Here is a 23,446-nt window from a genome sequence, read left to right on the forward strand (position 1 = left end):
GTCAGCTGAACGAGACCTTGGGAGCCTGCTTCTCCCGCTCGTCCGTGATCTGGAAGAGCTCGGCCGCCCCGAATTGAAACATGCCCGCGACGAGGCTTCCCGGGAATTGTTCCCGCCGGGTGTTATAAACCATCACGGCGTCGTTGTAGGCCTGGCGGGCGAAAGAGACTTTGTTTTCGGTCGAGGTCAGTTCTTCCATCAGTTGCGACATGGACTGATTGGCTTTCAAGTCGGGATAGGACTCGGCCAGGGCGAAGAGCCGGCCGAGGCTTCCTTGCAGCGCGCCCTCGGCGGCCGCCAATTGCTGCATCGCTTGCGGATCGCCCGGATTGGCCGCCGCGCGCGTCCCCGCACTTTGGGCGGAATTCCGAGCCGCGATCACCGCTTCCAGCGTTTCTCGCTCGTGCTTGAGATAGCCTTTCGCGGTTTCGACGAGGTTGGGAATCAAATCATACCGGCGCTTGAGTTGAACATCAATTTGCGCAAACGCGTTTTTGAAACGATTGCGCAAGCCGACGAGGCCGTTGTAGCTCCCGATCGCCCAAAGGCCGATGACCACCGCCAGCACGGCGGCCGACGCGAGGAGAATGAGGATGGGTGTCATAGTGCTTTCTTCGATTTACCAGGGGTGCAGGCTAATCGAAAGCATTCGCTAGGGAAGATTACTTTTTCAAACGCTGTTTCCAGTGCCCGCGCCCGGCCCTGACGATCGAGGCTGCCACTGTCCCAGCACCACCGCTCCCACGATCAGCGCCAGAGCCAGCCAGAATTGCGAGGTCATCGGTTCCCCTAGAAAATAATGGGAGAAGAGCATCGTGGTGACCGGGATCAAATTTCCAAACAGAAAGGCCCGGCTTGTCGGCCAGGCGCGCAAGGCGTCATTCCACAATCCAAAGGCGACCAGGCCGCTGAGGATCACGCTGTAGGCCATCAGGCCCAGCGCCAGTGAGTCGTGGGTGCAGCCGCGCCAGCTCAGCTCGGCTCCAGCCAGCGGCAACAGCAGGGCACCCGCTCTCCAAAACGATTGGCCCGTCAGTTCCAACCCTGAAATCGAGGCTGAAAAACGCCTGGATTCCCGGCTGTAGTGGGTCCAGAGGACGCTGGCCAGCAAGGCCAGCGCGTTCCCTTTCCAAGTCGAAGTGTTCATTTGCAGACTGGGCAGAAAAAGGACGGCCACGCCGAGCAAGGCCAGCAGGGCGGCGATGAACCGGTGCATGGATTCGCGGTTGGGGCGCTCTTCCCAGATCAAGGCCCACACGGGTGAGGTGCCCATGAACAACGCGACGGAGGAAGGCGTGGTGAGATGCAAAGCCCAAACGAACACCGTGATGTAACACGCCAGGGGCGCTCCGGCCCGTGTCCAGAGTTCCCGGCGTTGCACGGGGGTCAAGTCGGCGGGTTTCCCCAGCCACTGCGTCCACCGCATCACCAGCATCAGGAGCGCGCCGGCACAGAGGAACCGGATGGAGGCGGTAAACACGGGCGGCCAGAAGCGGAGTTGGTACTTCATGGCGGCGTTGTTGCCGCCCCAGAGCACCATGACCCACAGCAGTTCCACCGTGATCGCGGCGTGGCTTTTCATTCTTCCCACGGGCCATGTTCGTCGGCGGAACAGGCAGGAGACAATCGGAAACTGCATCCCCGGGATTCGGGAAACAAATTCCGATTGCTCCATCGCCGAAGGCTTTCTTACCCTCACGCCATGTTCTCACACGTTGTCATTTTCTGGACCGACCCCAACGATCCCCAAGCCGCTGAAGCCTTGATCGCGGGCGCGGAGAAATACCTCAGGCCCATCCCGGGGGTCCTTCAATTTCACATCGGACGCATGGTCAAGAGCCCACGTCCCGTGGTGGACCAATCTTACCAGGTCGCGTTGAATCTGATTTTTCCGGACAAGAAGTCGCAGGACGATTATCAGGTTCATCCGATGCACGTGGAATTCGTGGAGAAGGTTTTCAAGCCCCACTGCAAGAAGGTTGTCGTTTACGATTTTGAATGAGGACGGAAATTTCGATTGGCAGCGAAGGGTCGTTTGATACATTCGAGGAGCCCAATCTCCATCGGAACCCGTTATGCCAGACCCTTCTTTCACTCCGAGCCTCGAACTGTTGAAAAACTCCATCCTCTACCGGGAGTCTCTGCTCGAAAAAGAGGAGATTCTGCGGCACAAATGGATCGAGTCCGAGAAAGCCGGCCGCGACATTGGATGGGAACGGGCCCGCACCGACTGGCTCATGAAACATGGGCCTGCGTGGAGGGAACACCGGCATCGGATTTTGAGGAAACAAGAAATCAAACCGGGATGAATCCACGACACACTTCCAGGCCGCCTGCTTCGCATCCCATGTGGCTTCGAGCTTCCAAAGGATCCGAAAGGTCCACCAGACGCCCTGGGTAGGGCGTCATGGGCCCCTTGGGTATGCACGATCATCCCGAGCCGTATCCTGATCCCCAACCACCGCCTATTGGCCTTTCTCCTGGGCCCCTCGCATCGTTGTCCGTCTGGAAGGAAGGAACCTCGCCCGCATCAGATTGGCCCTCCTTCTTCGATCTGCTTCAACTGGGCCAACCATCCACCGCTACCCTCGAAAGGCCCGAAGGCACACTGGGGATCTTCAGCCTCGTGGATCCGGCCGCTGCCCGGCTGGAATCGGCCGAATCCTGGTTCGAACAGGATCCGTCCATGGTGTTGATTGGACTCCTGCCCGAACCCGACCTCAAACGGGCATCCGAACTCCAGCGTGCCGGGGCTTTCGAGGTTGTCTTGAGCAGCCGCGTTCAAGACCTTCGTGACGGTCTCCGGCGAGGTGCATGGGAGGCCCGGATCCGTCGAAGATGGCGCGACCTGCGCGTGGAGTTGCTCGCCGAGCACGATGCCACCCTGGACGGCGCCCTTTTTGGACCCGTCGGTCATTGGAGGCATAGTCTGCTCGGAGGGCCGGTGGCTTGGTGCGCCAACATGGCCGCCCTGCACGGACGGCACGTTTCCTCGATCAGCCGCACGGAGGCCGAAGGTTGGATTCACGCTGACTTTCAAAAGTTCGTCCGTGAAAAAAGGGACGAAGCCTCCCAGACCGGCCTGCCGCTCTCACTCATGTATTGCCTGGAATTGCCCGGACGGCACGGAACGATGGGTTCGGGAGCGCATCCAGCGCTTTCACCCCGCATTCTCACCGGAGCCGTGGCTCCTCGGCGTGGCCCAGGACATCACCGAAGCCAGGCGATGGTCCTCCAAAAGGCACGCCGCCCACAAAGCCGAGATCATGGGGCGCGTGGTCAGCGGATTTGTCCACGAATTCGATAATTTGCTGGGCGTGGTGCGCGGGCACGCGGAGTTGATCTCGAATCATCCCGGTGTCGGCGATGAAATCCGGAAACATTCCATCCAAATCGTCGGCCACGCCGGGCGCGCCTCGGGGCTGACCCGGCAACTCACCGCGTTTGGACGCCGACAGGAATGCGACGCGCGTCCGTTCGAACTGAATCAAGCCATCAAGGAATCCCTTCCTTCGGTCCGTCGCGTGCTGCCTGATCAATGCCTCATCGAGCTCGAGCTGGGCCTCGGCCAGCCGCAACTTTTTGGGGATCCCCTCGTCCTGGAGCAAGTGCTGCTCTCGCTGGCGTTGCATGCCCGGCATGAGCTGGAACAAGGTGGAACCCTGATCGTTCAAACCCGGTTCGTTTCGGACGCGGACTCGGGCCAGGCGGACTGGATCGAGCTTTTCCTCGGCACGATTTCAAGCTCTCACCCCAAGCGCGCGGTGCTGTCCGAGTTCTGGAGCACCCATGAAGATGGAGCCCGGACGCTCTCGCAAGGAGATCCGGGTTTGGAACTGGCCGACCAGTTGGTCTCCCTCGTTCAAGGCGTTGTCCTCGTGAACGAGACACCCGGCCGGCACGTTGTTTTTCGGCTTCGTTTGCCGCTGACGTCCCGTTCTGACGCCCCACCGAGCGGATGGGTGTTGCAAGAAGACCCGCCTGCCACCGCAGGTTCACAAACGATCCTTTTAGTGGAGGACGAGGAAATGGTGCTTTCCGTCCAAGCTCATGGATTGCGCCGTCACGGATACCATGTCCTTACCGCCCGCACCGCGGGGGAGGCCCTTCGCATTTGGGAAGCCCAGGGTGACTCGATCGATTTACTCTTGTCGGACATCATTCTCAAGGGCGGCATGCACGGCACGGCACTCGCGGAATTGTTGAAGAGGTCAAGGCCGGAGCTCCCCGTACTCTTCATCAAGGGTTATCCGGGTGAAACATTGTCCCGGGAGTTTGGCATTCAGGATGACGGCAAAGTTTTGCGGAAGCCGACCGATCTGACCGAAGTCGTGGCCTACGTGCGCCGCAGGCTGGGCGCCCCTGGCTGAGCCTTGCCGCCGGCCTCGGGACTTACCGCGCCCAGGCTGACGATCATTTTGATGGCTTCCGCCACCGAAAGATCGAGGGGAGTGATGGCGGATTCCGGCGCGAAGATCAGGAATCCCGACGTGGGATTGGGGGTGGTGGGGACGAACACCGACACCCAGCGCTCTTCACCCGGAAGACCCAGTGAGCGTCCCTCGGTGCCGGTCACGAAACCCAGCGATCGAATGCCGGTGCGGGGAAATTCAACCATGACCGCCTTTTGAAATGAGGATTGTTGTCCAGCAAAGGCGTCCTGCACCTGCTTGAGTGTGCCGTAGATTTTGTTCAGCAGCGGCACGCGCAGCAGGAAGGCGTCCCCAAACTCGATCAATTTTTGTCCCAGGTAGAATCGAGCCACGGCGCCCAGTCCGGTGACGAGAGCGCAGGCCAGGGCCAGGGCCGCGGCACTCCAGTACCATCGGATGGCCTGGGGATTTCCGGGGGCGTGCTTCCACTCGGGCGGCACGAAGAACAGGAGATTGTCGGTGAAGCCTGAGATCGTACCGAAGAGCCATCCGACCAGGGCGATGGAAACGGCGGCCGGCAGCAACACCGCCAGCCCCGTGAAAAAATTGGCGCGCACCTGCGCGAACGTTCCCGTTTTCATCGCGCCATCGTTTCGTTTGTCGCACCGGGGTTCAAGCCTGTCTCTGATCCGTGCGCAAAGAATTTCTGACCGCGCTTTTTCCGGGTCAACGCGGATCGAGGACCTTCCCAAGCCCAGGCCAAACGCCCCACGAAGAGTCACCCACCCGTCGAAAGCATCATGACCTCTTCAGTTTAGGGGGAGCGGACGACGACCGGGGCAGGTAGAATGGCGGTAGGGGCGACGGCTTGACTTGGAGCAAGTTGGTCGAGCCATCCCCGGGCCATGGGATTGGCAAGATAACTCTGCGCCCCTTCCGCCCCGAAGGCTTCTTGAATGGACCGTTCGGTCTCGGCTCGAATGGCCCGCAATGCCTCGTCCCGCCGGACGGGATCCAGGCTGCTGTTTCCTCGAAGCTTCGCCGCCTGTTCCTCCGCGATGCGTTTCATGTCGTAGACTTTGACCGCGGTTTCCTTGGGCAGGTTGTGACGCTCCACCACTTTGGCCATGCCCTGATAGTTGTAGTCCTGGCTGCGGGTGTACTCCGTGAAACGTTCCCCTCCGAGCAGCATTTTGACTTTCTCATTCAACTCCGATTCCGCCGATGTCCGCTTCTCGCGTTCTTCCGGAGTCAAGGATCCCATGAGCATCGGATTGTGGTCTTCATCAAAGGCCTTGCGGAGCTTGAAGATGGATTTGTATTCCTCCTCGGTGGGGTCAAACGTCGCGAGCTGCATGCGCATGGTCATCGCGGTGGTGGACAGGCGAAGCTGGTATTGCTCGAACTGCTCCGGCGTCATGAGCTTCGCAATCTCGGCTTCCATGTCCTTTTGAGCCTGGACCATTTTCTTCATGTCCTGTTGGTCGGGCATGCCGGACCCCATGCTCTTCATCATTTTCGACTGCATCCGCTGCATTGCTTCAAAGACTTCGGTTTGCTTGGAGGGAGGCAAAAAGTCGAACATGGCCTCCAAAGACTCCATTAAAAGGGTGGACGCGTCGGGTTTTTCTTCCGGCGCGGAGCCTAATAACTCGGTGAGGAGCGCGCGCCGCTCCTGATTGAGTTCTTGTTTCTTCTTGAGCAACTCCTCATCCGGAGCGGCCATGGCGAACATGCTCGAAGCCTTCCAATACTCCAATTTCTTGCGCGTGCCCTGCAGCCTGGCTTTGCGCTCCTCGAACAGCTTGTTGACGTCCGCCACGATGATGTCCCGGATCGTTTCCTCCGGGCAACCGATGCTGCGCAGATTTCGGATGTACTCGCGGTAGTCGGCGGATTCCACCACCTCCCAGGTGAAGGACTTGACGGGTTTGGAACCGGAAGATTCCGGGGCACCCGAACTCCGGTTGGTCGCCAGGGCGGAAGCGGATAGAGGCAGGGCCGCAAGGGGGGAGGCGCTTCCCGTCGCGAGGGCCTCGGGCGAGGGTCTCCTGAGCCAAAGCACGGCCAGCAAAAGATTCAAAGCCACCGAGGCCAGGAGCAGGACGGATGTTTTCATCGTGGCGGAAGTCAGTGAGGATGAGCGCGAACGCAGAATGCGGGTCGAAAGGGCTTTAGTTCTCGCCTTTCACTCTTCGCACAAGGGGCCGGTGACCGCAAATGAAAAGCCTGTAGAAAATGCTGTTCGGTTCGAGGGTGGGACGTTAGAACGCCTGCCGTCCACTCCTCGCCGCCATGACCGATTCAGAGTTCTCCCTTTTGACCCGCTGCCGGCAAGGCCGCCGCGATGCCTGGGATGAACTGTTCGAACGGTACTATGGACTGGTCTGCCGATTCATTGCCCAGATGCACCCTGCGTTTCAGCATGAAGACGTGGAGGAGATCGCCCAGGAAACATTCCTTGCGATCGTCAGAGGTCTCGGCGGATTTCAAGGAGGCAGCCAGTTCACGACCTGGGTTTACCGGATCGCCGCCAACAAATGCCGCGATTATTGGGAAAAGCAGGGAACCGCCAAGCGTGGTGGAGGGCGGGTGACGGTGCCGCTGGATCCCTTCCCGGACGCGTCTGGCGGCGGTGTTCCAGGGAGCAGCCCTCAACCGGTGGCGGCAGGTCTGGCGCCCGACCAAGCCGCCATGCGGAAGGAGCGGCTGACGTTGGTCCGGCGAGCCCTTGATCGGTTAGGGGATCCTTGCCGTGAGATCCTTGAACTGCGGTATTTCGGAGATCTGTGCTACGAGGACATTGCCAAGGCCTTGGACTTGAACGAGAAGACCGTGAGTTCGCGGTTGAGCCGCTGCCTGGATGCTTTGGCGGAGGTGGTCAAGGGATTGGAACAAGCGGAGGGAAAACAAGCGGCGGGGCAAGCGGGTTCCTTTGCCGTCTAATCGACCGGACGATTTGCAATGGAATCCGAAAACTCCATGGACCCACTGTTGAAGGATTACGCCCGTCAAAGGCGACAGGACTATGGGGTGCCCAAATCGATCCCAGCGCAGCGCCGGGCGGAATTGCTCGCCGAAGTGGACAAGACCCTCGGACGTTCCCCTTCCACGCTGGTCCAACCATCGCCACCCAGGCAAGATTGGGGCGTCCGTTGGTCCGAAATGGGGAGAGTGTGGTGGTCTCGGATCGTTTGGGGAATGGGTACTGTCGGGGTCCTGGTCTTCCTCGCTGTGTTGCTCCGGGACACCGATCCGACGGCAAGAGCCCCTGAATCGTCTGCGCTAGGAACTTCGAAAGCGGCGGATCAGCCGGAAGGGCAGTCGTCCATTTTGTCGGAGGATAAAGAACGGGATCTGGACCCGGCGATTCCGGCAACCAAGAAGACGGTCCGAGACTTGGAGAAGACTTTGCGCGCAGGGTCAACGTCGACGGAGTTGCCCGCTCCCGCGCCTGCGTTGGAAGAGTCGGCTGCCAGGGCGGCTGCCGCTCCGCCATCGCCGGTGGAACCGTCGGCGATCCCGGTTCAATCTTTGAACAGCGAGTCGCGGGCGGCTTTGACCAAACAATTGATCAGCGAGATTAAATCGAAAAAGGTGGCCGAGACTTCGAACACGTCCACTCCTGCGCCTTCACCACCCCCTTCCGTCACGAAGGCTGTTCCTGAGGTTGGGCGCCAATCGACTTTCGAGAACGGACAGCAACGATTTGTGCGCTTGGAGTGGGGGTATCGCAGGAATATGAATTCGCCGCCTCTGCCCAGGGTTTTGCAGAATTTCTTGGTGGAGATGCGCGGAGGTGAAATGCGCGTGGTGGATGAAGACGGCTCGGTGTTCACGGGCTCGCTGGCGGCGGAGAGCCGGTCCTCCACGGGCGAGCTTCGGCAAACGTTTCGTGTGGAAGGGCGCAGTCAAGCCCTGGGTGCGCCCGTGGAGTTTTCGGGTGAGGTGGTGGGGAGCACGAACTCTGTTCGGCTTCAGGGCCGGGTGAAGATTGATGGCCGGCAGCAGTTTCCGATCTCGGCCCAGCCTTTGCAGCCCTAGCCTGGCAATTCTTTTGACGCTGGACATGAGGGGTGATACGGATCATTAGTTTTGCGTATCCCTGCTTGAGTTTTATGAGCCCAACTCCTTCCGTTCCGCATCGTCCCGCGTGCCGAGGTGCGGGATTTACGTTGATCGAACTGCTGGTGGTCATCGCCATCATCGCCATCCTGGCGGGCATGTTGTTGCCCGCCCTTTCGCGTTCGAAGCAAAAGGCTGTCCGCATCAAGTGCTCCAGCAATCATCATCAACTGGCGTTGGGTTACCAGATGTATGCCGACGACAATTCCGATCGGTATCCGGTCTATAACGATTGGGGAACTCTGGGCGGAAAACGCGGGGTCATCGAATTGCACGGCGGGTTCACGTATGAAACGAATCGTCCCATGAACCGGTACGTCACGGCGGTGGAAACGTATCGATGTCCCGGTGACAAGGGCGATTCTCACTGGAAGAGTCTTTTTCCCAAAGGCATTCGCAGTTGCTACGACGCCTGGGGCAACAGTTATTTGACCGTCTGGTCTGTGGAAACGCTCCGGGTGAAGCATGTGACCGGGGACGGCAGAGCGGCCCGCGGAACGCCTGAAGGCACGCCGATGAAAACCAGCGAGATCGCTTTGAGTCCTTCGAACAAGATCATCCATGGGGACTGGCCATTCTGGCACGACCGCGACAAGAACGATCCCTGGAGCCAATGGCATAATTACAAGGGACAGTACCGGTTCAACGTGCTGTGGGGCGACGGCCACACCGACTATTTTCAGTTTCCGAAGGAGGCCTATGGCTGGGGGTATGGCGCGGCGCCGAAGCCCGACCCCGCCTACAAATGGTGGTGAGATCGCAGTTACGGGCACGCCCGTAAGACAGGAGCAAACATGAATGGGAACCGATCAAATCGCGTAGTGGCTTCCGGGCATGGCCGGCCCGGAGTGGCTGGTTTTACTCTGATCGAATTGCTGGTGGTGATCGCCATCATTGCGATCTTGGCGGGGATGTTGCTCCCGAGTCTGGCGCGGGCCAAGACCCAGACGAAAGCCACGGCTTGTTTGAACGCGCTGCGGCAAATGACTTTGGCCACCCGGTTTTATGCCGAGGATTACCGAGACCACGTGCCCCCCGTGGTCAATCAAGTCGGGCGGTATTGGTTTCATGAAATCGCCCCTTACATGGGAGACCCGACTTACAAACAGAAGTCGCACGAATCCAGCGAGGGGGTGATGCGGATCATGGTATGTCCCGTGACCAAGCGTCCCAAACTGAAGCCCGGACGCGATGAATCCTGGTGGGGCACCTCCACGAAGACGTGGCGGGCTCTTGAGGCCGAGGGAAGTTATGGCATGAATCTCTGGCTCGACAATCAAGGCCAGTATCTGACCGATTTTCCCAAGGAAAAGTATTATCCCCAATTCACCGAATCCCCGGCGGACGTGCCGGCCTATGCGGATTCCGTGTGGGTGGGGTCCTGGCCGGAAAACAACGATCGGGTGCCGCTTGACTTCAAAGGCGGCGGCTACGGCGGGGGCAGTTTTCCGCACGCCAAGGGACAGTTCATGGGCCGCTTTGCCATCATTCGGCACGCGGGCGGCATCAATGTGGCTTACGCCGGCGGCCACGTGGCGAAAGTGCGGCTCAAAGGCCTGTGGTCGTTAAATTGGCACCGGGATTCCGCTCCAAACCCGAACGTCAAAGCGCCTTGAACCTCCCGACTCACTTGATGCTCAAGTCAGTCGGGAGGTTGAATTTGCCAAGACCGCGCTGATTTTCGAAGGTTCCTCGCGCATGACTTCATCAAGGATTTCATCCACGTGATCCGGGTGATGGGTCGGCCAATGACTCCCTTATCCGTGGACTTGGGTCGATCAGGTCCGGCGGCGGTTTGCCACCGTGCGGGCGCGCCTGGACTGGCTTAATCGTGCGACCCTGTCACGGCAGGTCGGTCTGGCCCATGAGGAACCGATCGCATTCGCGCGCGGCGCCGCGGCCTTCATTGAAGGCCCACACGACCAGGCTCTGCCCCCTGCGGCAATCCCCCGCCGCGAACACTTTCGGGATGCTTGTCTGAAATCGTCCGTGATCCGCTTTGATGTTGCTGCGCGGATCGCGTTCCACGCCCAGCGCTTCCAACAGCGGCTGCTCCGGTCCCAGGAATCCCATGGCGAGCAGCACCAGCTGCGTCGAGTGGACGCGCTCGGTTCCAGGGACGTTCTTGGGAATGAACATGCCTTTGTCGTTCCTCTCCCATTGCACGTCCACAAGATGCACGCGGGCCACGCGGCCCTGGTCGTCTCCCTCGAAATGCGTAGCGGTGGTGAGATACACACGGGGATCGGCCCCGAATTTGGCTTTGGCTTCCTCCTGGCCGTAGTCGAGCTTGTAGGTCTTGGGCCATTCGGGCCAGGGATTGTCCGCCGCCCGGGTGAGCGGAGGTTTGGGAAGGATTTCGACCTGGAGCAGGCTCTTGCAGCCATGCCTCATCGAAGTAGCCACGCAATCGGTGCCGGTGTCGCCGCCGCCGATGACCACCACATCCTTGTCCTTACCGCTGATGAATGAAGGTCCCCACTGGTTGTCGAGCAGAGACTTCGTGTTCGCATGGAGAAATTCCATGGCGAAATGCACGCCCTGCAGCTGGCGTCCTGGAATCCCAAGATCGCGCGGCTTGGTGGCGCCGGTGCAGAGCACGATGGCGTCGAATTCATCCATGAGCTGCCGGGCGGAAATGTCCTTGCCGATTTCGGTATTGCACACGAATTGGACGCCTTCCTGCTCCAGGACTTTGAGACGGCGCAGCACGACTCCTTCCTTATCGAGCTTCATGTTGGGGATGCCGTACATGAGCAATCCGCCGGGGCGGTCGGCCCGTTCGAAGACGGTGACGGAGTGCCCTGCCTTGTTCAACTGAGCGGCGGCGGAGAGTCCGGCCGGTCCTGATCCGACGACGGCGATTTTTTTGCCGGTGCGACGGGCTGGAGGTTCGGGCGTGACCCAGCCTTGCTCGAAGGCGTGATCGATGATGGTGCGCTCGATTTCCTTGATCGTGACGGGCGGGTCGTTGATGCCGAGGACGCAGGAGCCCTCGCACGGAGCGGGGCAGACGCGGCCGGTGAACTCGGGGAAGTTGTTGGTTTTGTGGAGCCGCTCGATGGCTTCCTGCCAGAGGCCGCGGTAGATCAAATCATTCCATTCGGGAATGAGATTATTGATCGGGCAGCCGCTGGCCATGCCGGAAATGAGCTGGCCGGTGTGGCAAAAGGGAACGCCGCAGTCCATGCAGCGCGCCGCCTGGTCGCGCAGCCCCTTTTCGGGCAGGTGCTCGTGAAACTCGTTCCAGTCGCCGATGCGTTGAACGGATCCCCGGTCGGCCGGGAGAGCGCGTTCGAATTCAAGAAATCCAGTGGGTTTACCCATGCAGTTGCCGTTTGGTTGTCAGATCGAATCGTCCTGGTGCTCCGGGCGCGCCGCCGTCCGGAGCTGGTTTGGTTTCAACTCGCGGGGGGTGCTGATCAGCCTCCACCGACACGCGACTCGTCCTTGGCATTGGCCTCGAACGCCGCGTTGATTGCCTGCTCGCCGCTGAGCCCCGCCTCCTCCGCCCGCTTGAGCGCCTGGAGGACCCGCTTGTAATCCTTCGGGATGACTTTGACGAATTTACCGACGTAGGTTTCCCAATCGGCGAGGACACGGGAGGCCGCCTCACTGCGCGTCCATTCCTGGTGGCGCTGGACGAGTTGGCGGAGATCCGCCGCCTCGGCGGGGTCCTCGATCTTCTCGAGTTGGACCATCTGCTTGTTGCATTTCGTGGTGAAATCGCCCGCGAGGTCGAGCACGTAGGCGATGCCGCCACTCATGCCGGCCGCAAAATTTCGTCCGGTCGGACCCAGGACGACGACCTTTCCGCCCGTCATGTATTCGCAGCCATGGTCGCCGACGGATTCGACGACCGCGATCGCACCGGAATTGCGGACGCAGAAACGTTCGCCGGCCATGCCGCGGATGAACGCCTCGCCGCCTGTGGCGCCGTAGAAAGCGACATTTCCGCAGATGATGTTGTCCTCTGCTTTGAAGGGGCTCCCTGCGGGGGGATGCAGAACGACGCGTCCGCCGCTGAGGCCTTTGCAGAAGTAATCGTTGGTGTCCCCTTCGAGGATGAACGTCATGCCTTTGGGCAGGAACGCGGCGAAGCTCTGGCCGGCGCTGCCCTTGAAGTGGATGCGGATGGTGTCGTCCGGCAGGCCCCCGGCTCCCCAGCGGCGAGTGAGTTCGCTTCCGGTAATGGTGCCCACCACGCGGTTGACGTTGCGGATGGGCATTTCGGCCCGGACTTTTTCGCCGCGTTCGAGCGCGGGTTTGCAAAGGTCCAGCAGGACCGTGTTGTCGAGGGATTCCTCGATGCCATGGTCCTGGCTGTCGGTGCAGAAACGCCCGATTTCGGCGCCGGCTTTGGGCTGATAGAGAATGGCGGAGAAATCGAGACCGCTGGCTTTCCAATGGTCGAGGGCTTGGCGGGGTTCGAGCACGTCAGTGCGCCCGATCATTTCGTTGAGCGTGCGGAATCCGAGCCGGGCCATCCATTCGCGAACCTCCATGGCGATGAAACGCATGAAGTTCTCGGCGTGGGCGGGATCCCCGGTGAAACGCGCGCGCAGGCGCGGATCCTGGGTGGCGACGCCCACGGGGCATGTGTTGAGGTGGCAGACGCGCATCATGATGCATCCGAGCGCGACGAGAGGCGCGGTGGCGAAGCCGAATTCCTCGGCGCCGAGGAGCGCGGCGACCACGACGTCGCGGCCGGTCTTCAACTGGCCGTCGGTTTCAACCACGATGCGAGAACGCAGGTTGTTGAGCACGAGCGTTTGATGGGTTTCGGCGAGGCCGAGTTCCCAGGGAATGCCGGCATGCTTGATGGAGGTTTGAGGTGAAGCTCCTGTGCCCCCGTCGAATCCCGAGATCAACACCACGTCGGCGTGAGCTTTCGCCACTCCCGCGGCGACGGTGCCGACGCCGACCTCGGAAACCAACTTGACGCTGACGCGCGCGCGGGTGTTTGAGTTCTTCAGATCGTGAATGAGCTGCGCCAGGTCCTCGATCGAGTAGATGTCGTGATGTGGTGGCGGGGAGATGAGTCCCACGCCGGGGGTGGAATGGCGGGTCTTGGCGATCCAGGGATAGACTTTCGCGCCGGGGAGCTGCCCGCCTTCGCCCGGCTTGGCGCCTTGGGCCATCTTGATCTGCAGCTCCCTCGCGTTGACCAAGTAAAGGCTGGTGACGCCGAATCGCCCCGAAGCGACCTGTTTGATGGCTGAATTCTTGGAGTCACCGCGCTCATTTTTCCAGACGTAGCGCTCCGGATCCTCGCCTCCTTCGCCGGTGTTGGATTTGCCGCCGACGCGGTTCATCGCGATGGCCAGGGCTTCGTGGGCTTCCTTGGAGATGGAACCGTAACTCATCGCCCCGGATTTGAAGCGCTTCAGGATGGTTTCAACGGACTCCACCTCCTCGATGGGGATCGAGGGGCGCGGCTTGAATTCGAGCAGGGAGCGCAGGGTGCAGGCTGCCTTCAACTGCTCATCGACCGAACGACTGTAATCTTTGAACGCTTTGTAGTCGCCGAGCCGAACCGCCTTTTGGAGCTTGTGAACCGTTTGCGGATTGAACAGGTGCGCCTCGCCGTCGGCCCGCCATTGATACTGGCCCCCGGCTTCGAGGGTGTGGCCGTTGACCTGCCGTTCGGGAAAGGCGTGGCGATGGCGAGCCTCCACTTCGCGTGTCATTTCCGAAAGACCAATGCCCTCGATCCGGCTGGTCGTCCACGTGAAATACTTGTCCACCACGTGATGATTGAGGCCGACGGCCTCGAAGATCTGCGCGCCGCGATACGATTGAATGGTGGAGATGCCCATCTTCGACATCACTTTCACCACGCCTTTGACGGCAGCCTTCACGAAATTCTTGACCGCGGTCTTGTGATCCACCGAGGGGAGCAGGCCCTGTTGGATCATGTCGTCCAGCGTTGCGAACGCGAGGTAAGGATTGATCGCTCCGCATCCGAAGCTGAGCAGCAGCGCAAAATGATGCACCTCGCGGGGTTCCCCGGATTCGAGGACCAAGCCGACTTTGGTGCGGGTGCCGCGGCGGATGAGATGATGATGGAGTCCACTGACCGCGAGCAGCGCCGGGATGGCGGCCATCGGGGCGTTGATGCCCCGGTCGGTCAGAATGAGCACATTGACGCCCGCGGCAATCGCCTCGTCGGCTTTGGCAAAAATCTCCTCCATGACCCGTTCGACGCCGTCCGCGCCTTCGGCGACCGGATAGAGGATGGGCAGGGTGACGGATTTGAAGGCCGGATGTTGCAGGTGCCGCAGTTTGGCGAACTCTTCGTTATTGAGGATGGGGCTTTTGAGTTCGATCAAACGGCACGACTCGGGCGTGGGTTGGAGCAAATTCCCCTCGCAACCAATGGTGGTGACCGTGGAAGTGACGATTTCCTCGCGGATGCAATCCAGGGGTGGATTGGTGACCTGGGCGAAGAGTTGCTTGAAATAGTTGTAGATGAGTTGCGGCTTGTTCGAGAGCACCGCGATGGGGGTATCGGTGCCCATCGAGCCCACGGCTTCCACACCATCGCGGGCCATGGGAACCATCAGGATCCGCAAGTCCTCAAACGTGTAACCGAAAGCCTGCTGCCGCTGCAGCACGGTCGCGTGACTGGGCTCGGGCAGATGGTCTGGATCGGCCAAGTCATCCAATTTGACCATGTTCCTTTTGATCCATTCGCCGTAGGGGTGTTCTCGGCAGAGCTGATCCTTGATCTCCTCATCGGCCACGATGCGGCCTTTTTCCATGTTGACCAGGAACATGCGTCCGGGCTGAAGCCGCCCTTTGGCCACGACGTTCTCCGGCTTGATTTCGAGCACACCCACCTCGCTCGCCATGATGACGAGGTCATCCTTCGTGACGTAGTAGCGCGAGGGCCGGAGTCCATTGCGGTCGAGGATGGCGCCAATGCAATTGCCGTCCGTGAAGGCGATGGAGGCCGGGCCGTCCCAAGGCTCCATGATGCAGGAATGGTACTCGTAGAACGCCCGGCGTTCGGGGGACATGGCATCATGGTATTGCCAGGGCTCGGGGATCATCATCATGACCGCGTGCGGAAGAGTGCGTCCGCCGAGGGTGAGCAGTTCGAGCACGTTATCGAACATCGCCGAGTCGGAGCCGTTCTGATTGATGATCGGCTTGATCTTGTCAATGTGGTCTCCGAAGAGTTCATGCGCGATCAACGATTCCCGGGCGTGCATCCAATTGATGTTGCCGCGCAAGGTGTTGATTTCGCCGTTGTGGGCGATATAGCGGTAAGGATGCCCGCGTTCCCAGGACGGGAACGTATTGGTGGAGAACCGGGAATGCACCAGGGCCAGGGCGGACTCCATGTCGGAATCGCGGAGGTCGGCAAAGTAGGCGCCGAGCTGCCCGGTGAGCAGCATGCCCTTGTAAACAAGCGTCTTGTAGGAGAGCGAGGCGATGTACCAGTACTCGCAATCGGGCCGCCCTGAATTCCGGATCTTGGTTGCGGCTTGTTTACGGATGACGTAGAGGCGGCGTTCGAACGTCATCTCGTTCTTGCACGAGGGGCCTCGTTTGATGAACACCATGGACATGAACGGCTCGGAGCGGAGTGCGGTGGCGCCGAGCATGGTGTTGTCACAGGGCACATCGCGCCAACCCAGAACGTCCTGGCCTTCTTCCGCGACGATGCGGTCGAAATCGCGCTGAAATTCTTTGCGGGTGGCAGCGTCTTTGGGCAGGAAAACGATGCCGGCCGCGTAACGTCCGGCGCTGGGCAGCTTGATCCCGGCGGCGGTGGCGGCCTTTTTGAGGAACTTATGGGGCATCTGCATGAGGAGGCCCGCCCCGTCGCCGGTGTTCTTTTCGGATCCGCAGGCCCCGCGGTGATCGAGGTTGTTGAGGATTTGCAACCCTTGGCGGATGATCGAGTTGGATTTCTTGCCCTTCATGTGGCAGATAAATCCCACCCCGCAAGCCTCGTGTTCGAACCAGGGGTCGTAGAGCCCTTGTTTGGGCGGGGGTCCTAACCGGAGCGAACCGCCTTGAGATTCGGGCTTCGTCTTCGCGTGCTGCATTGTACTTGGTGTGTCGTAACGTCCGTTCAAATCCTCAGACTCTTTGCAAATTCACGCGAGCGGCGCAATAGCGCACTTGTGTATTCCTGCGTCTAATTCAGCCCAGCGGGAAGGCTGATTCTCGGCTGAGGCGGTTTTTCGAAGGTTCAAGGACGCTGGGCTCCGAGAAAACACCATGGGGACAAACCGCGCACCGCGCCAACCCCACGAGAATAAAGTTCCTTGTCCTTGGATCAGGATGGGTCAACGGCTCTTGACGCACCGGAACCCGAGGTGGTTGCTGCCGGTGGAGACTTCACCCTTGCCGCGGGAGCCAATCATGTAGCGGGTGCAGTAGAGATCGGAACAAAGAAACGAACCACCGCGATGAACCCTCTTGGAGGCACCCGGTTCCACCGGATCGTAACTGTCGGACGGGCCCGTTGGATTGAGGGCGACGTTGTTGGAAGACGCGAGCAATGCGTAGTAATCCGGACGATACCAATCCGCACACCATTCCCAAACATTTCCAGCCATGTCGTAGAGTCCGAAAGGATTGGGAGGAAATTGCCCCACCGGGGCAGCGCCGGCAAAGCCGTCTTCCGCGGTGTCCGTGACCGGGAATGGGCCTTGCCAGATATTCGCCTGCCATTTTCCGCCGGGTTTCAATTCCGTTCCCCAGGCGTAAGGCTTTGCGGCCTCGCCCCCTCGGGCGGCAAATTCCCATTCCGCTTCGGTGGGCAGCCTCTTCCCCGCCCACCGGGCATAGGCCGCCGCGTCCTCGTGGGCGACATGAACGACGGGGTGCTTCTCGCGTCCGCGATAGCTGCTCCCCGGCCCGAATGGCTGCTTCCAGTTCGCTCCTTTCACATAACTCCACCAGAGCAAATGGTCGGTCAGGGGCACCGGTTCGGCGGTGGGTTGGAAGACCACGGATCCCGCGACCAAGTTTTCCGGAGGTGCGTCGGGAAAATCCTCCGGTTTCGGTGCTTTCTCCGCGACGGTAACATATCCGGTCGCCTCCACGAATTGGGCGAACTCTTCATTGGTGACCTCCGTGGCATCCATCCAAAACCCATCGACGCGGACTTGGTGAATGGGTCTGGCGTCCGTCATGCGGTCGGGTCCACCGCAAACCATGTCGGTGGGGTCAATGCTGCCCATGGAGAATTCACCCCCGGGAATCCACACCATCCCCGGAGGTGCGGGGACCGGTGGGGTGGCTTCACTGCTCCGGGTTGGCAGGAATGGCGTGCCGCCAGGGGCGCTCTTTTTTTGCGCGAAAGGGAACCCGAACCAGGCGAGCGCGAGGAGGAGAAGCAGGGGCAACCCGATTTTCGCGATCATGCGCATGCCGTCATTTTCACGGGCGCGGGACTTCTGGCGAGGAGTTTTTCGAACCCTGCGGCCTTGATGCGACGCAGGTCCATCCTTTGAATCCGGCACCGCAACGACGGAAGCTGCGGTCCGAAGTTCCGCCGCCCGTTGGAGTATCCCTCCAACCAAGAACGGATCTGCTGCAGGTACACGGCGGATGAGAGCGACAAGCTGCCCCCCAAGATGATCCGGCCCTCCACTTCAAGGGGCGCACTCTTGCCGCACGGACACTTTTCCCCGGGTGGCTTCGCCGGTGGAGGCTGGTTGCGAGTGTCGGCGGGTCAGTGCATGCGAAATCGCCCAGCAGGCCAGGAAAATCATGCCCGCGCACACCGCCATCATCGCGGCGGAACTGGTGGCTCCCAATTCAGGGTGCCCCACCCATTTTCCAATCCAGCGCGGTGCCGCAATCGCGCCCAGATGCCCGCCCAAGGCGCTGGCGGCAGCCAGGAGCATGGCCAATCCCAGCAAGAGGTGTAGTTTCCGGGTCAACAACGAAGCCGCGGCAGCCGGGACCACCAGCATCGCGATGACAAGAATGCTCCCGACACTTTCGAACGCCAACACCGTCGTGACTGAGGCGGAAAGCGTCAGACCGAGCCGAATTCGATCCGCCCGAAACCCGAGGGCGTCCGCCAAGGCGGGATCGAACGCGCTGATTCTCAGTTCTTTGTAGAAGACCGTCGCCAGGAGAAGATTGAAAAGAAGCAAACCACCGCTGATCCAAGTGATCCGGGGCACGGAGCGGGTGTCGATCACCGCCGTCTCGATCGCACCATACAACACACAGTCCGCGTCCAGATCGACCTTGTCGGAGGAGACCCGGATCAGAATCAAGCCCAGCGCAAAAAGCCCGCAGAACACCACGCCCAGCGCCGCGCCGCTCTCGACTTCCCCAAAACGTTCCACGGCCTGCGTCAGCCAGGCCGTGAGCAGGCCCGCAGCCACCGCGCCAGTCATCATCGGCAGCACATCCCGGGAACCCGTCAGGAGAAACGCCGCCGCGAGCCCCGGCAGCACGGCATGGCTGATGCCGTCCCCGAGCATGCTCTGCCGATTCAACATCAGGAAGGTGCCGGGCAATACGCAGGCCATTCCCAACAGGGCGCCCGTCACCACGATCCAGGTATCGAGTTCGGACCAATTCATGGTTTCTCCGGATCCAAAGGGACCAGCGCGTTTCCCGACCGGACCTCAAGTAATTCCTCCAAGTGATTCACGATCTCGGGTTCGATGACGTGCTCGATCTGGTCCGCGTTGTGGTGAATGTGTTGCGGCGCGACGTCTGCGTAATGCAGCAAGTAAGTCTCCCAGAGGCGGTGATTGCGCGTGACCCTTCTGGCTTCGAGTTTTCCCTGACCGGTAAGCTGGCAGGTGCCTGATTCCGGAATCCACTGAATCAAACCTTCCCCTTGGCCGAGCCGCCGCAGCCCGGTCCAGGTCGCCGGATCCCATCCGTTCATGGCACAGAGAGACGAGGCGGGCACCTGCCGCTCAAGCAGCCGTGCGGCTTCAAATCCGGGAGCCGTGGCGTGTTGTTCGCACCACTCGTAAATCGCGCGCAACAGGTGTTGGCGGCGGACGCGGAGGGAGACCTGCCTTTGGTGAAGCTTCTTCATCAATACGCCTCGCCGCAGGCCGAAGACCATGCTGATGGCGAACAGCGACAACGCCGCAAGAACAATGACCGCTCCCGCGGGCAGTTTGGGAATGCGGGAACTGATCCCAACCCCGATCAAACCGCTCGCTGCCCCAAAAACGCCCGCCAGGACGACCATGCGACCAAGCTGGTGGGTCCAAAACCGGGCGGCGGCGGCGGGAATGATGAGCATGGCCACCACCAGCAACAAGCCCACCGCCTGCAAGCCCACCACGGTCACCATCACGACCAGCCCCATCAGCAACAGATCGAGCCCGGCCAGCGGCCAGCCCTGGCTGCGGGCATAACTCTGGTCAAAACAAAGCAGCTTGAATTCCTTGAAAAGCAGGGCGCAGGTTCCCGCCACGATCAAGCTGGCCACCAGGATCAAACGGGCGTCTGAAGCCACCAGCGACGCCGCCTTGCCGTAAATGAAGTGCGTGAGGCCGGCCGCGTTGCCCGTGGGCAATTGCTGGATCAACACCAGGAACGCCATGCCCAATCCAAAGAAGACGCTGAGGACGATGGCGAGGGCCGCGTCATCCTTCACCCGGCTCCGGCTTCGAATCGCCACGACCGTCAGCATGCCAAGCACTCCGGTCACCGAGGCTCCCGCCAGCAGCCACGGCAAGGACCGGCCCGAGAAGCCGGAGGCCTCCGCGACAAGAAACGCGAGCGCGATGCCGGGCAGCGTGCAGTGGCTCAAGGTGTCGCTCAACAGGGAGCGTTTGCGCAGGAGCAGGAAGGCACCCGCCACGCCGCTCGCGAGCCCCAGCGCGGTGACTCCCGCGATGACCACGCGGGTGTTATATTCAAACCCCGTCATCCCCGGTGCTCCACCGTCACGCGCGCACGCTCCACCGCCTGGGCCGCCTCCTCCAGCAACGTGAGACGCGCTCCGTAAGTCTTGCGCAAATTCTCCGCCGTGAACACCTCCGCCACCGGACCCTGCGCGACCACCCGCATGTTGAGCAACGCCACATGGTCGAAGTACTCGGGAACCGTCGGCAGATCGTGATGAACACACACCACCGTCCGGCCCTCCGTCCGTAACGCGCGGAGCACCTCCACGATGGCCCGCTCCGTGGCGGCATCCACGCTCGCGAAGGGTTCGTCCATGAGATAAAGGTCCGCTTTTTGCGCGAGTGCCCGGGCCAGAAACACGCGTTGTTGCTGGCCGCCGGAAAGCTGGCTGATTTGCCGCCCGGCGTAGGCCTCCAATCCCACTTTGGCCAGCGCCATGGCCGCTTCATCGAAGTGCTTCTTCCTCACCGGAACACACCATCCCAATTTCCGGTAAAGGCCCATGGCTACCACATCCACCGCGCTGACGGGAAAATCCCAATCGACACTCTCCCGCTGCGGAACATAAGCCACGCGTGAACGAACCCTAGCGTAAGGCTCGCCAAAGAACTGGATCTTGCCGGAAGCGGCGGGAACCAAACCCAGCGCGGCCTTGAGCAAGGTGCTCTTGCCGGCACCGTTGGGTCCGACAATGGCCACCAGTTGGCCCGCGGGGGCCTCAAAATCCGCGTCCCAAACCACGACCTTGGTCTGGTAGGCCACGTTGAGGTCGCGAATGCTCAGCGGCGAAGCGAGAGGCGCCTTCACGGATGGGGCGAAAGTTTTCCGTTGAGGCCGCGCGCGGGAGCGTCCCCGCCGAGCGCGCGCGCAATCAAAGTGACGTTGTGGTCGATCATCCCCACATACGTGCCTTCGTAGCTTCCCGGTTTGCCCATGGCGTCGCTGAAAAGTTCGCCTCCGATGCGCACGGTGTGCCCGCGCGCGCGGCAACCCTCGATTAACGCCTTGATGTTCTTGTCCGACACGCTGGACTCGACAAAGAGGGCGGGAATTTTCCGCTTCACCATGTCTTCCACCAGCCGGTTGATGTCGGCCACCCCCGCCTCCGACTCGGTGCTGATCCCTTGAATGCCGCGAACCTCCAGGCCGTAGGCCCGGCCGAAGTAGTTGAATGCGTCATGAGCGGTGACGAGCACGCGGCGATCCTTGGGCACCGTGGCGAGAGAGCTGCGCGCGTAATCGTCGAGCCGCTGCAACTGCTCCAGGTAACGTTTCGCCCGGGTGGCGTAATCCTCGGCATGCGCGGGATCCACCGAGGACAACGATTGCGCGATGGCCCGGGTGGCGGCCATCCATCCCTGCACATCCATCCAGACATGGGGATCGGTGTGTCCCGCCATGTCCTCGGGCTCGAGCAAAAACTTTTCGTCGAGCAACTCGGTGACGGCGAAAACGGGCGTGCCCTTGCGGGCGATTTTCAGAAAGGTATCCGTCATGCGGCCTTCCAGCATCAGCCCGGAGTAGAACACGGCGTCGGCCTGGAGCAGTCGGTTCACGTCATCGCGGGTGGGCTTGTAGAGGTGGGGATCGACACCTTCCCCCATTAACCCGATGACCCGTGCGTGGGCGCCCGCCACTTCGCGCACCACGTCGGTCACCATCCCGCAGGTGGCCACGATCTGGTAAGGCCGGGGCAGTGGACGGGTCGCCGCCTCCAGGGCCAGGGCCAGCACGCTGGCCAGCAGCCCGGCGACCATCCCCCCGAGCGCCCGGCGCCGCTTATAGTCAGTGGTAGATCTCATAGTCTATACCATTAAATTTAGCGCATGCTAATTATCTTGCTCCGGATGTCAAGCGCGGTTTGAATGAACCGGACATGAAGCCGGGGACTCACCAGGCAAGACGGCGGACGCCGGGCAGCGCCACTGCGGCGCGCCACCGGAAGACCCGCCGCGACAACGCGTCGGAAGTGGCCGAGGACTACGTCGAGGCCATCGCCGGGCTCCTCCAAGCCCACGGCGAGGCCCGAGGGGTCGATCTGGCGCGCCACTTCGGCGTTTCCCCTGTGACCGTCATCCACACCATCGCCCGTCTCAAGAAGTCAGGCTTGGTTCGGAATGAACCTTATCGCGCGATTTTTCTGACGGACAAAGGCCGTCAACTCGCGATCCACTGTCAAAAACGGCACGAGCTGGTGAGCGCTTTCCTGTGTGCGCTCGGGGTTCCGGCGCCGGTGGCCGATCAAGACGCCGAGGGCATCGAGCACCACGTCAGCGCCGAGACGCTGGCCGCTTTCAAGAGCTGGATGGAACGCCACGCCGCCGGCGTGGAAGCAAACCACCGTTGATGTCGAGGCCGCCGTGCCCGCCCTTGCGTCCTCCTCTTCCCCCGCGGTGTTTCGCGCGGCGGCTCTGCGCAAGATTTATGGTGAGGGCTCCGCCGAGGTCCGCGCTCTCGACGGCGTTGATCTCGAGTTGTTCGAGGGCGAATTGGTCGTGTTGCTGGGACCTTCGGGCAGCGGGAAGACCACGCTCCTGAACCAGTTGGGAGGCCTGGACGTGCCCACCTCGGGAGAACTGTGGTACCACGGCATGAACCTGGCGTCCGCGGACGAGGAGGCTCTGACCCAATACCGGCGCGAGGGCGTCGGATTCATCTTCCAGTTTTACAATTTGATTCCGAGTCTGACGGCGCGGGAAAACGTCGCGTTGATCACCGACATCGCCTCGCATCCCATGCCCCCGGAGGAGGCGCTGGGCATGGTTCAGCTCGACCACCGGCTCGATCATTTTCCTGCCCAGCTTTCCGGAGGGGAACAGCAGCGTGTCGCCATCGCGCGCGCCATCGCCAAGCGCCCCCGGGTGCTGCTCTGCGATGAGCCGACGGGCGCCCTGGACGTCAAGACCGGCATTGTGGTGCTCGAAGCCATCGACCGGGTCAACCGCGAGTTGGGGGCGCTCACCGTCATCATTACTCACAACGCCATCATGGCCGACATGGCGGACCGGGTGTTGCATTTCATGGACGGCAAGGTGCATCACATCACGCGCAATGACCGCCGGGCTCCGGTGAGCGGCTTGAAGTGGTAA

19 protein-coding genes and 1 pseudogene are annotated in these 23,446 nt (G+C 61.1%); 9 read left to right on the top strand and 11 right to left on the bottom strand.

Annotated features, from left to right (window positions below; all coding sequences use genetic code 11):
• Position 1: 1 nt before the first annotated feature.
• Positions 2-604: a LemA family protein gene (locus FJ404_07940; GenBank protein ID MBM3822799.1), complete on the bottom strand. Its 603-nt coding sequence runs from the start codon at positions 602-604 to the stop codon at positions 2-4.
• 66 nt (positions 605-670) lie between these two features.
• The gene (locus FJ404_07945) at positions 671-1,675 is read right to left on the bottom strand and encodes a DMT family transporter (protein ID MBM3822800.1); all 1,005 of its coding nucleotides are present in this window, start codon (positions 1,673-1,675) and stop codon (positions 671-673) included.
• 27 nt (positions 1,676-1,702) lie between these two features.
• Here FJ404_07945 and FJ404_07950 point away from each other — a divergent pair, with 27 nt between their 5' ends.
• From FJ404_07950 to FJ404_07960, 3 genes are all read left to right on the top strand, one after another.
• Complete coding sequence (locus FJ404_07950) at positions 1,703-2,002, top strand: Dabb family protein (GenBank protein ID MBM3822801.1); 300 nt, start codon at positions 1,703-1,705, stop codon at positions 2,000-2,002.
• A 73-nt stretch (positions 2,003-2,075) separates the two neighbouring features.
• Complete coding sequence (locus tag FJ404_07955) at positions 2,076-2,309, top strand: hypothetical protein (GenBank protein ID MBM3822802.1); 234 nt, start codon at positions 2,076-2,078, stop codon at positions 2,307-2,309.
• 567 nt (positions 2,310-2,876) lie between these two features.
• On the top strand, positions 2,877-4,370 hold the full coding sequence (locus FJ404_07960; GenBank protein ID MBM3822803.1) for a response regulator: 1,494 nt from the start codon (positions 2,877-2,879) through the stop codon (positions 4,368-4,370).
• On the opposite strand, the gene FJ404_07965 is transcribed toward FJ404_07960, so the two are convergent.
• Both FJ404_07965 and FJ404_07970 read right to left on the bottom strand, forming a co-directional pair.
• The gene (locus FJ404_07965) at positions 4,337-5,014 is read right to left on the bottom strand and encodes a DUF502 domain-containing protein (GenBank protein ID MBM3822804.1); all 678 of its coding nucleotides are present in this window, start codon (positions 5,012-5,014) and stop codon (positions 4,337-4,339) included. The two genes, FJ404_07960 and FJ404_07965, sit on opposite strands and share 34 nt — an antisense overlap.
• 173 nt (positions 5,015-5,187) lie before the next feature.
• Positions 5,188-6,492, bottom strand: coding sequence for a hypothetical protein (locus tag FJ404_07970; protein ID MBM3822805.1), 1,305 nt, complete (start codon positions 6,490-6,492; stop codon positions 5,188-5,190).
• A gap of 176 nt (positions 6,493-6,668) precedes the next feature.
• Between FJ404_07970 and FJ404_07975 the strand changes: the two genes are divergently transcribed.
• The 4 genes and pseudogenes from FJ404_07975 to FJ404_07990 all read left to right on the top strand — a co-directional run bounded on the left by FJ404_07975 (position 6,669) and on the right by FJ404_07990 (position 9,484).
• Positions 6,669-7,319, top strand: a complete 651-nt coding sequence (locus FJ404_07975; protein ID MBM3822806.1) for a sigma-70 family RNA polymerase sigma factor — start codon at positions 6,669-6,671, stop codon at positions 7,317-7,319.
• A 36-nt stretch (positions 7,320-7,355) separates the two neighbouring features.
• Complete coding sequence (locus FJ404_07980; GenBank protein ID MBM3822807.1) at positions 7,356-8,417, top strand: hypothetical protein; 1,062 nt, start codon at positions 7,356-7,358, stop codon at positions 8,415-8,417.
• 74 nt (positions 8,418-8,491) lie between these two features.
• On the top strand, positions 8,492-9,253 hold the full coding sequence (locus FJ404_07985; protein ID MBM3822808.1) for a type II secretion system protein: 762 nt from the start codon (positions 8,492-8,494) through the stop codon (positions 9,251-9,253).
• A gap of 39 nt (positions 9,254-9,292) precedes the next feature.
• A pseudogene (locus FJ404_07990) lies at positions 9,293-9,484 on the top strand (type II secretion system protein).
• Positions 9,485-10,340: 856 nt separating this feature from the next.
• Here the strand turns inward: FJ404_07990 and FJ404_07995 are convergent.
• The 7 genes from FJ404_07995 to FJ404_08025 all read right to left on the bottom strand — a co-directional run bounded on the left by FJ404_07995 (position 10,341) and on the right by FJ404_08025 (position 22,159).
• The gene (locus FJ404_07995) at positions 10,341-11,825 is read right to left on the bottom strand and encodes a glutamate synthase subunit beta (GenBank protein MBM3822809.1); all 1,485 of its coding nucleotides are present in this window, start codon (positions 11,823-11,825) and stop codon (positions 10,341-10,343) included.
• Between the two features lie 95 nt (positions 11,826-11,920).
• Positions 11,921-16,558: a glutamate synthase large subunit gene (gene gltB / locus FJ404_08000; protein ID MBM3822810.1), complete on the bottom strand. Its 4,638-nt coding sequence runs from the start codon at positions 16,556-16,558 to the stop codon at positions 11,921-11,923.
• A gap of 243 nt (positions 16,559-16,801) precedes the next feature.
• Complete coding sequence (locus FJ404_08005; GenBank protein MBM3822811.1) at positions 16,802-17,890, bottom strand: formylglycine-generating enzyme family protein; 1,089 nt, start codon at positions 17,888-17,890, stop codon at positions 16,802-16,804.
• A gap of 225 nt (positions 17,891-18,115) precedes the next feature.
• Positions 18,116-19,063: a metal ABC transporter permease gene (locus FJ404_08010; GenBank protein MBM3822812.1), complete on the bottom strand. Its 948-nt coding sequence runs from the start codon at positions 19,061-19,063 to the stop codon at positions 18,116-18,118.
• Entirely contained in the window at positions 19,060-20,379 is a 1,320-nt protein-coding gene (locus FJ404_08015; protein MBM3822813.1) for an iron chelate uptake ABC transporter family permease subunit, read from the bottom strand. Before FJ404_08015 ends, FJ404_08010 begins: the two co-directional genes overlap by 4 nt.
• Positions 20,376-21,164, bottom strand: a complete 789-nt coding sequence (locus FJ404_08020; protein MBM3822814.1) for an ABC transporter ATP-binding protein — start codon at positions 21,162-21,164, stop codon at positions 20,376-20,378. The genes FJ404_08015 and FJ404_08020 overlap by 4 nt, the downstream gene beginning before the upstream one ends.
• The gene (locus FJ404_08025; GenBank protein MBM3822815.1) at positions 21,161-22,159 is read right to left on the bottom strand and encodes a manganese transporter; all 999 of its coding nucleotides are present in this window, start codon (positions 22,157-22,159) and stop codon (positions 21,161-21,163) included. The genes FJ404_08020 and FJ404_08025 overlap by 4 nt, the downstream gene beginning before the upstream one ends.
• Positions 22,160-22,233: 74 nt before the next feature.
• On the opposite strand from FJ404_08025, the gene mntR reads away from it, so the two are divergent.
• Positions 22,234-22,704: a manganese-binding transcriptional regulator MntR gene (gene mntR / locus FJ404_08030; GenBank protein ID MBM3822816.1), complete on the top strand. Its 471-nt coding sequence runs from the start codon at positions 22,234-22,236 to the stop codon at positions 22,702-22,704.
• A 13-nt stretch (positions 22,705-22,717) separates the two neighbouring features.
• Positions 22,718-23,446: an ABC transporter ATP-binding protein gene (locus FJ404_08035; GenBank protein ID MBM3822817.1), complete on the top strand. Its 729-nt coding sequence runs from the start codon at positions 22,718-22,720 to the stop codon at positions 23,444-23,446.

Source organism: Verrucomicrobiota bacterium, from assembly GCA_016871495.1.
Classification (GTDB): Bacteria; Verrucomicrobiota; Verrucomicrobiia; order Limisphaerales; family VHDF01; genus VHDF01.